6 protein-coding genes are annotated in these 9,979 nt (G+C 48.5%); 5 read left to right on the forward strand and 1 reads right to left on the reverse strand.

Features of this window, described 5'->3' with window-relative positions:
• The first annotated feature begins 206 nt into the window (after positions 1-206).
• A complete protein-coding gene (gene pdxA / locus Q7V32_RS02290; RefSeq protein WP_304895374.1) occupies positions 207-1,208 on the forward strand; it encodes a 4-hydroxythreonine-4-phosphate dehydrogenase PdxA in 1,002 nt (333 codons plus the stop codon).
• 1 nt (position 1,209) lies between these two features.
• Positions 1,210-1,983 carry a 16S rRNA (adenine(1518)-N(6)/adenine(1519)-N(6))-dimethyltransferase RsmA gene (gene rsmA / locus Q7V32_RS02295; RefSeq protein WP_304895375.1) on the forward strand — a complete coding sequence of 258 codons (774 nt, stop codon included), beginning with the start codon at positions 1,210-1,212 and terminating at the stop codon, positions 1,981-1,983.
• A gap of 171 nt (positions 1,984-2,154) precedes the next feature.
• Here rsmA and Q7V32_RS02300 read toward each other — a convergent pair whose 3' ends face one another.
• The gene (locus Q7V32_RS02300) at positions 2,155-4,638 is read right to left on the reverse strand and encodes a glycogen/starch/alpha-glucan phosphorylase (protein WP_304895376.1); all 2,484 of its coding nucleotides are present in this window, start codon (positions 4,636-4,638) and stop codon (positions 2,155-2,157) included.
• A 545-nt stretch (positions 4,639-5,183) separates the two neighbouring features.
• On the opposite strand from Q7V32_RS02300, the gene Q7V32_RS02305 reads away from it, so the two are divergent.
• Genes Q7V32_RS02305 through Q7V32_RS02315 form a run of 3 tightly spaced genes read left to right on the forward strand, consistent with a single transcriptional unit; the run spans position 5,184 to position 9,954 of the window.
• Positions 5,184-7,925, forward strand: a complete 2,742-nt coding sequence (locus Q7V32_RS02305) for a DEAD/DEAH box helicase family protein (protein WP_304895377.1) — start codon at positions 5,184-5,186, stop codon at positions 7,923-7,925.
• On the forward strand, positions 7,915-8,055 hold the full coding sequence (locus Q7V32_RS02310) for a hypothetical protein (RefSeq protein ID WP_304895378.1): 141 nt from the start codon (positions 7,915-7,917) through the stop codon (positions 8,053-8,055). The genes Q7V32_RS02305 and Q7V32_RS02310 overlap by 11 nt, the downstream gene beginning before the upstream one ends.
• 33 nt (positions 8,056-8,088) lie before the next feature.
• Positions 8,089-9,954, forward strand: a complete 1,866-nt coding sequence (locus Q7V32_RS02315) for a class I SAM-dependent DNA methyltransferase (protein ID WP_304895379.1) — start codon at positions 8,089-8,091, stop codon at positions 9,952-9,954.
• Positions 9,955-9,979: the final 25 nt, after the last annotated feature.

A 9,979-nucleotide genomic window follows, 5' to 3' on the forward strand; every position in this document is an offset into this window, starting at 1 on the left:
GGCGCGGGTTTTGTCAATCAATGAGCGCGCTGTAAAGGGTGCCGGTTTCGTTGAGGGATGAAAGGGACTGGCCATAAGCTTCCGTGCAGGTTGCAAAAATTAAACATTATACAAGCTATGGTTTTAAATTGAGAATTGCTGTATAAATACCAGAAACTTTCTTAGGCTTGTCGCTTACGGTACAATTCAGCCTTTTGTTAAATCACATGGAAGCATCCAACACAATTAGGCGTATCGCCCTGACGCCAGGCGAACCGGCCGGGATCGGTCCCGATCTAGTGCTAAAAATGATTCAAACGCCTCATGACTGCCAAATCATTTGTGTCGCTGACACCAATTTGATGAGTGAACGGGCCGTTCAATTAGGATTGCAGGTTGAAATAAAGCAATTTGACTCCGCCGCGCCCGCTATTAGCCAGAAAGCAGGTGAGCTGACCATTTTGCCAATCAAAATGCTCAAACCAGCAAAAACAGGCTATCTGGATAAAGAAAACAGCCGCTATGTCTTAAAATCCATAGACCGGGCTACACGAGGCTGCATGGACGGCCTTTTTTCTGCGTTGGTCACGGGACCTGTCCACAAAGGCATTATCAATGATGCCGGTATCGCTTTTACCGGACACACCGAATATATTGCCGAAATCACCGGGGGGCAACCGGTCATGATGCTGGCCACCGAAGGGCTAAGAGTCGCCCTGGTCACCATTCACATTCCCTTGTCTAAAGTCAGCGAAACAATTACCCATGCGCGTTTAAGAACTGTCATAAGGATACTGGATCAGGATCTGCGTAACCGTTTTGGCATTGCCAATCCGCGTATACTGATCTGCGGGCTTAATCCTCATGCCGGTGAAAACGGCCATTTGGGCAGCGAGGAAAAAGAGATCATAGAACCTGTTATTGAAAATCTGCGCCAGCAAGGTTTAAATCTTCAGGGTCCTTTACCGGCAGATACCGTATTTACCCCCAAATATTTAGATAACGCCGACGCTGTTCTGGCGATGTATCATGATCAAGGCTTGCCTGTACTTAAACATATGGGCTTTGGCAAGGCTGTCAATATCACGTTGGGACTGCCCATCATAAGAACTTCAGTTGATCATGGTACAGCACTGGATTTAGCCGGAACCGGACTGGCCGATGAGGCCAGTCTTGTCTATGCATTGCAGACTGCGTTAACCCTGACGCCTGCTTACCCTTCGGATTAATATGACACACAAGGCGCGTAAACGTTTCGGTCAAAACTTTTTGACCGATCACTCCATCATCTCGAATATCCTATCCTGTCTTCAAATGCATACGGGGGAACACTGGGTAGAAATAGGTCCGGGGCAAGGCGCATTAACAAAGCCTTTGCTGGAAAAAGCCGGGATGCTGGATGTCGTGGAACTCGACAGAGATCTGGTCGTATTGCTCACCAAGCAATTCGCCAATGCCCAAAACTTGCATATTCACAGCGCCGATGCACTGCAATTTGATTTTTCATCCTTGACCAAAAACAATGAAAAATACCGGTTGATAGGCAATCTGCCCTATAACATTTCTACCCCATTATTATTTCATTTGCTTAACTATCCTTCTTGTATCAGCGACATGCACTTCATGCTGCAAAAAGAAGTCGTGGACCGAATTTGCGCCTCTCCCAACAGCAAAAGCTACGGCCGATTAAGCGTCATGCTGCAATATTACTGCGAAGCCGAACATTTATTTGATGTGCCGCCTGAATGTTTCGACCCCGTTCCTAAAGTGACTTCAGCTATCATCCGCCTGATTCCTCACATAAAACCACCGGTAGAATTAACGTCTGTTGAAAACTTCAAGTCCCTGGTCGCTCATGCCTTTTCCCAACGCCGCAAAACCATTCGCAACTCATTAAAAAAGCTGATGAATGAAGAGGTCTTTGCCGAATTGGGAATAGATCCGACTGCCCGAGCGGAAAATTTGTCTTTGCTCGATTTTGCTCGGCTGAGTAACCAGATTTGATGCCTGCGTCAGACTGTCACGCGACAATTTGACACATTTTCAAATCAAATAACGAAGGTTAGAATATTAGCAACTCTTAAGATTATCTTCTTTGCTGTTTTAAGAGCTTATATATCCTTCTTTTTAAGCGGCCTAATTGGCCGCTTTTTTTTGCCCGTCTTAAAATTCTCTTTATCCCAATTTAAAGGGATCCAGTTGCGGTGTATCAATGGGTATGGATTTAACCTTCCAAATATCCTGACAATATTCAGCGATAGTTCTGTCGGAAGAAAACTTCCCTGAACGGGCCGTATTCAGCACAGACATCGTTTGCCAGCGCGCAACGTCCCGGTAAGCCAAATCAACTTCATCCTGACAGCTTGTGTAAGCATCAAAATCAGCAAAAACCTGATAAGGATCGCTGTACAGCAGGTTATTGGTCAAATCGCGAAACATTTCGGTATCGCCGTGCGAAAAGAAACCAGAGTTGATCAAATCAATTGCACTTTTTATAGCGGGGTTTTTCAAGTAATAATCGTAAGGCGTATAACCTTCTTTCCACAAGGCTTTCACTTCACCATCGGTATGACCGAACAGGAAAAAGTTTTCCGCACCGACTTCTTCACGAATTTCAATATTAGCACCATCCAGAGTACCCAAAGTCATGGCGCCATTCATCGCAAATTTCATATTGCCGGTACCGGATGCTTCTTTTCCGGCTGTTGAGATCTGTTCAGACACTTCGGCCGCCGCATAAATTTGCTGCCCGTTCGTGACATTGAAATTAGGTAAAAAAACCACTTTAAGCCTGTCTTTGGTCGCACGGTCGCGATTGACCACTTCTCCGACTGCATTGATCAATTTGATGATCAACTTGGCCAAATGGTACCCTGGCGCCGCCTTACCGGCAAAAATAAAGGTGCGGGGGTGAAAATCAAAATGTGGATCAGTTTTCATGCGCTGGTACAAACTGATAATGTAAAGAATATTTAAATGCTGCCGCTTGTACTCATGGATGCGTTTAACCTGTACATCAAATATGGATTCGGGATCGACCCCGAAACCGGTACGTTTGTATAGATTGACAGCAAATTCATGTTTATTGACTCGCTTGGCATCCTGCCAGCGATCCAGAAAGCCGGGTTCAGTAATAAAGGGTTCCAGATTTTCAAGACAACTCAAGTCTTTGACCCAACTTTCGCCAATCGCTTCAGTAATGACTCGGCTCAGTCTGGGATTACATAATGCCAGCCAGCGCCGCGGCGTGACCCCATTGGTTTTGTTGCTGAATTTGGCCGGCCAGAAGTTATAAAAATCCTTGAGTACATCGTTTTTCAACAATTCGGTATGCAATTCGGCGACACCATTGATCGCATGACTGCCCACACAGGCCAAATGAGCCATCCGAACCATCCGTTTGTGCGAGTCATCAATCAATGACATTCGAAACACTTTATCCATATCATTCAGGCATTCTGCCCTGACCTGATCCAAAAAGTGGTGGTTGATTTCGTAAATTATTTCGAGAATCCTCGGCAATAACTGCTCCATCATTTCCACCGGCCAGCATTCCAGCGCTTCCGGCAACAAGGTGTGATTGGTATACGAAAACGTTTTTTGCGTGACCTGCCAGGCCATATCCCACGGCATAGCGTTTTCATCAACCAGCAAGCGCATCAACTCGGCGATAGCAATAGCCGGATGCGTATCATTTAACTGTACGGCAAATTTTTCATGGAAATGATCCAGACGAATACGCTGCGTTTTCATAATCCGCAGCATGTCCTGCAATGAACAGGAAACAAAGAAATATTGCTGCTCCAGGCGCAATTGTTTGCCTTGCAACGTACCGTCATTGGGATAAAGAATTTTGGTCAGATTTTCTGAAGCCACTTTTTCCTCTACCGCACCGTAATAATCGCCCTGATTAAACCGGCTAAAGTTCAACGACTCAGGCGCTATCGCCTGCCATAAACGCAGCGTATTCGCCGTATTGTTACGGTAACCCAGGATAGGGGTATCGTAAGGGACGCCTTTTACCACCCAGTCCGGTATCCAGCTCACAATCTGCTCGCCTATTTCATTCGTATACCGCTCGGTTCTTCCGCCCAGCTTGATTTCCACTGCCCATTCTGGCCTGATAATTTCCCAGGGATTTCCCCGGAAAAGCCATTTATCGGTTTTCTCCACCTGCCAGCCGTCGACAATCACCTGTTCAAAAATGCCAAACTCATAACGAATGCCATAACCAACAGAAGGAATTTCCATGCTTGCCATAGAATCGAGAAAGCAGGCGGCTAAACGTCCCAAACCCCCATTTCCCAATCCCGGTTCGGGTTCTTCGGTCAATAATTCATTAAGATTAAGTCCTAACTCAGCCATCGCCTGGCGAACTTCGCTGGTAATACCCAGGTTCAACAAATTGGAAGCCAAATGAGGACCCATCAGAAATTCGGCGGATAGATAGGCGACTGTCCGCGATTTACTCCGGGTATATTCATTCGCAGTGCCGACCCACCTTGCCATCAACATATCCCGGACGGTAAAGGCCAAGGCCATGTAATAATCGTAACGACTGGCTAAGGCAGGAAATTTGCCCTGCACATTGGCCAGATTACGAAAGAAACTGCGCTTGATTACATCTTTAGAGGGCTTGTAATTGGATTTTTTCTTCATTATGACCCCAGGTGATGGAATAAAATTGACCCGCCTTTTATAAAGCTTTTTCGAAGATTACAAAAAGGAAACTGACAAGGAATTAAGCAACAGCGATGCCAGATTTGCCCTCTCATTTTGATAATTGCGATATTTCAGCGCTTATGGGCACCAGAGAAGAGTCCTGTTAATTACTAAGGACTGATAAAATCAAAGCCAGGGGATACTTGCACAAACAAAGAGCATGAAAAAGCACTCAATCAGTGCGTAGCAGTTGTGATAAATCGATGGCGATATTAGCGGGGTCAGACCAACGAAAACGGCCGTCAGCAATTTTATCCATCAAAATTCTCGCTGTTATGTCAAAAACTTAATTTTGAATGTCATTATGATTCGATAGACGACTTCTGTTAGGTTATATATACTCCTCTCACCATCTGCTAGGACCAGATTACAGAGCTTAGTTGAAAGACCACCTCATGCTTTATGGGGTTAAGAATCCTATCTTGACTCCTGGCCATCAAGTTTGTGATCAAAAACTAATAAAATTCGAATTTGATTAAAAAATGAAGCTTGTGGCAATAATAACTCCCAAAGAAACTGTTACGCGTACCGAACTAATCGACACCCAGCTCGCGCGAGCCGGTTGGTCCAAGCAACGTAAAATGTTGTTGGAAGAAGTGTTGTTGCAAATCGCAACGCCGGATCAGTCTTACGGAAAAAACCAATTCTCCGATTACGTCTTGCTTGGCTCGGACGGCAAACCGTTGGCGGTGGTAGAAGCCAAACGCACTTCGCGGGACGAATTAGCCGGAAAACGCCAAGCGGCGGACTATGCCGAAGCGATCAAAGCCAAAACCGGCATCAATCCGTTTATCTTCCTGACCAACGGTAAGGAAATCCAGTTTTGGGATCGTGACCGCTACCCACCCAGGAAAATTGCCGGTTTTTACACTCGTGATGACCTCGAACGCCTGAAACACCAAAAGCAATACGCGCTGCCAGTGAACGAAGTAACTATTAACGCGGATATTGCCGGCCGTGATTATCAAAACGAAGCGATTCGCCGAGTTACCGAAGGTGTCGATGCCGCCAAGCGTAAATTTTTGTTGGTGATGGCAACCGGTACCGGTAAAACCCGCTCTACGATTGCCTTGGTCGATACCCTGCTAAGGGCTAAGCGCGTTCAGAAAGTGCTGTTTCTGGCCGACCGGCGCGAACTGGTTCGCCAAGCCATGTCCGAATTTAAAACCCATCTGCCCAATGAAAGCTTAAGCCGCATCGAGGGTGGAGCAACATCCGGTGCGCGTATTCAATTTGCTACCTATCCCAGCATGATGCAGGTTTATCATCGCTTATCGGTTGGTTGTTACGACCTGATCGTCGCCGACGAAAGTCATCGCTCCATTTATCAACGTTACAAAGCCATTTTCGATCATTTCGATGCCATCCAGCTCGGTTTGACCGCTACGCCGACCGATTATATCGACCATAACACCTTCGAACTGTTCGACTGTGGCGATGGGCTGCCGTCCTACTATTACAGCTATGAACAAGCGGTTGCCGATAAAAATCTGGTCAATTATCGGGTATTGGATGCGCAAACCAACTTTCAACTACAAGGCATTCAAGGCGACGCATTACCCGAACCGCTGAAACAAATGGCCCGAGATCAAGGTGTTGAACTCGACGAACTCAACTTCGACGGCAGCGACATTGAAAAAGGTGTCATTAACCAAGGCACCAATGATGCCATCGTGCGTGAGTTCATGGATAAATCCCGGAAGGACACGCGCGGACTGCCACATAAAACCATCATTTTCGCGGTCAGCCACGCCCACGCCAAACGCCTGTACGAAAGTTTCAATCGACTCTATCCGGAGTTGCAACGGCAAGGCATGGCGGAAATCATCGATAGCCACATGGAACGTGCCGATGCCACGCTGGACGACTTCAAATACAAAACCATGCCCCGTGTCGCCATCTCGGTGGACATGCTCGACACCGGTGTCGACGTGCCTGCCATTCAAAACCTGGTATTTGCCAAACCGATATTCAGCAGGGTCAAATTCTGGCAGATGATAGGACGCGGTACCCGGCTTTACATCGACAAAGCCACGGGCGAAGTCAAACAAGACTTTCTGATCATCGACCATTGGAAAAACTTCGCTTATTTCAAACTCAACCCGGACGGCGAACTCGACCATCCCAGCGAACCATTACCAGTGCGGCTATTACGCTTACGCTTGGAAAAATGGAATCTGCTCCATGCGCAGCAATTCGATACACAGTCTGTCGTTGAAGAACTACAAGCCATGCTGGCCGCCTTACCCCGGCAAAGTATCAACGTGCGACCGCATTGGGACGAACTGGACCAACTACTCGCCCAATGGCCGCAACCCAATCACACAACCATTGAGCATCTCAGCAAAACCATTGCGCCACTGATGCGCCTGGCACCGCTTTGCGGACTCGACGAACTGCAATTTCGCGTCTGGTGCGAGCGGTTAACAGTGGCTTGGTTGAAAACCGATGCAGCCGAACAACTCAAGGTAAAACAGCGTATTCAAGAGGCCATTGCCAGTTTGGCGGACAACATTCCGGAAGTCCGCAAAGTGCAGGAACAACGCGTCTGGGTTGCCACGACTGGCTTTTGGGAGCATTTGGATTTGGCCCGCCTGACTAATTTACAAACTACCTTTGCACCGCTGATGCGTTACCGCACGGTTACACCCAAAAATACAGTGGAAATCAATCTTCCGGATTCGATTAGCCAACGCAGTTGGATCATTTACGGTCCCAGCGGCGAAGGTGCATTTGCGGAAAGTTACCGCGAACAAGTCGAAGCCTGGATCAAGCGTCTGGCCGACGAACTGCCGGCCTTGGCCAAGTTAAAAAGCGGCGAAAACCTCAGCGACGACGAACTCGATAGTATCGCCGCCACCCTGAATCAAGCTGATTTATTTGTCACCGAAGAAACCTTGCGCAAAGCCTTTGAAAATCAAACGGCCGCGCTACCGGAATTCTTACGCCATATTCTCTGCGAAGATGCGCGCTTGCCCGACCGTGAACAGCGCATAAACCAGGCATTCGAAACCTTCATCGCCCAACACGGCTACTTACGCGCGAATCAACTCAATTATTTACGCGCGGTTAAAGCCGCCGTATTGCGACACGGCCGCATCACCCGCGCGGCATTCGATGAACCGCCGCTGTCGCGTGTCGGCCGAATCGAGGCGTTGTTTCCGCCGCAGGACATTGAAGAACTCATCGACTTCGCTAACCAATGGGTTGACGATGCCGCTTAACCTATGCCCTTATACATCAATCCGTCATTCCGACAGGGATTGCCGGAATCCAGGCTACAGGGAAGTCATCAGCTTGCCGGCCTTGGCGCTGGATATCCGCTTCCCGGTGGATGATGGTATTGATGTATAGGGTATGCGCTTAACCTTAAGGAAAAATCCGTAAATGCTAGCTCCGCATATCAAGAAAAAAGTCGATAAACTTTGGGACCGTTTTTGGTCCGCCGGCCTGACCAACCCATTGGTCGCCGTCGAGCAAATTACCTATTTGCTGTTTCTGAAAAGACTTGAAGACATCGATAACATTCGTGTTAGTCGAAATTTACCGTCTATCTATGATCTGACGGACGAAGAAAAATCAAAAATTGCAGAGGCAAAGGAAGACGACCGAGCCAAATTGCGTAAGCAGTTTGACGCCTCAACCTGCCGTTGGAGTTATATCCGCCAGTTGGAAAAAACCAATCCGCGCCATCTGTCCGAAGTGGTCTTTCCGTGGTTGAGAACCATCGATAGCCGTTTGTCCGCACAAGAAACTGACGCCGAACTAGGCGGTTTGGACAAACGTATGGCCGATGCCTATTTCCAGCTCGACCCCAATAAAGGCCAAGTGCTTGGCGATGCCATCGATTTGATCGACCAACTCTTCGCTCGCGCCGGTGACGGTTCTGCTGCCCAGGACATCATGGGCGACACCTTCGAATACCTGCTCAGCGAAATGGCGACCGCCGGCAAAAACGGCCAGTTCCGCACGCCACGGCATTTGATCCGCTTCATGGTCGAATTGCTCGACCCTGAACCAGGCAACAAAATCATCGACCCGGCGGCCGGTACCGGCGGTTTCCTGTTCAGCGCTCAGCAATACCTGATGCGCAAATACTCAGCACAAGACACCATCCGCCTGGAGTGGGACGGCACGCCGCACCGTCTGGATGGTGCAGGCACGACCACGCGGGAATACGCCGAAATCCATAACGGCGCCAATTTCGTCGGTCTGGATAACGACCGTACCATGACCCGCATCGGCTGGATGAACTTGATCCTGCACGACATCGCCGACCCGCAACTGGTGCAAGGCGATTCGCTCAGCAAACGTGAAGGTAAAGCCAAACTGGCCGAATTACTCACGCCGGAAAGCTACCGCTTCGTACTCGCCAATCCGCCGTTTACCGGTACCGTCGATACTGCCGATTTGGAAGAAGATAGCGTGTTATTTCCGCGCATCGGTGGTGGTGGCAAGAAAAATAAAGATACCGTCACCAACAAAAGCGAATTGTTGTTTTTGTGGTTGATGCTCGATTTGCTTGATATAAGCGGTCGTTGCGCGGTAATCATTCCCGAAGGCGTCTTGTTCGGCAACACCGACGCCCACAAACGCTTGCGCCGTGAACTGCTGACCGAGCATGTCGTCGAAGCGGTGATCTCGCTACCCGGCGGCGTGTTCCAGCCCTACACCGGCGTTAAAACCTCGATTCTGATCTTCCGCAAGGAAACCATTCGCAAAGACAAACAAACGTTCACCGGCCAAGCGCCACGTACAGACTACGTGTGGTTTTATGAAGTCAACGATCATTGCTATTCCAACGATGCAAAACAGACAGAAAGAAAGGAGCAATCTAATGATTTGTGGGACGCCTTGGTTAAATTCAAAGCCTGGCTGAACGAAGGTCGTGCCGGTTCGGAACGCCTGGAAAAAACCTATTGGCAACCGACTTTCCAAAAACAACGCTGGCGGCAAGCGCTGTTGCGCGATAGCGCCGATCAGCTAACAGCGGCCGGTTATGCCTTTTCCGATCAATCCGATACCGGCATGTGGGATGGTCAGGTTTGGGGCATACACGAACTGTTTCCGGAATTACCCAGCGATCCCAAAGCGGCCGAAGAACAAATCAAGGCCAAGGTTCAACCTGCTTTATTGGAGTTAAATCACCCCCGGCAAAGCCGGGGGCTTATATCTGTTAGCCCCTCAAAGGGGCATGTTCATGAACCGCCTAAAGGCGGATTTGCTTGCCCAAAGAGCGTTAGTTGCTCGTAACGTTCTTCTTTACGCTCTTGCTCGC

Source organism: Methylicorpusculum sp. (assembly GCF_030651835.1).
GTDB lineage: Bacteria > Pseudomonadota > Gammaproteobacteria > Methylococcales > Methylomonadaceae > Methylicorpusculum.

Bases quoted from the DNA above. Each gene is read 5' to 3' on its own strand.
- Q7V32_RS02315 (WP_304895379.1), top strand. From the start codon at position 8,089: ATGCTAGCTCCGCATATCAAGAAAAAAGTCGATAAACTTTGGGACCGT.
- Q7V32_RS02305 (WP_304895377.1), top strand. From the start codon at position 5,184: ATGAAGCTTGTGGCAATAATAACTCCCAAAGAAACTGTTACGCGTACC.
- pdxA (WP_304895374.1), top strand. From the start codon at position 207: ATGGAAGCATCCAACACAATTAGGCGTATCGCCCTGACGCCAGGCGAA.
- Q7V32_RS02310 (WP_304895378.1), top strand. From the start codon at position 7,915: ATGCCGCTTAACCTATGCCCTTATACATCAATCCGTCATTCCGACAGG.
- Q7V32_RS02300 (WP_304895376.1), bottom strand. From the start codon at position 4,638: ATGAAGAAAAAATCCAATTACAAGCCCTCTAAAGATGTAATCAAGCGC.
- rsmA (WP_304895375.1), top strand. From the start codon at position 1,210: ATGACACACAAGGCGCGTAAACGTTTCGGTCAAAACTTTTTGACCGAT.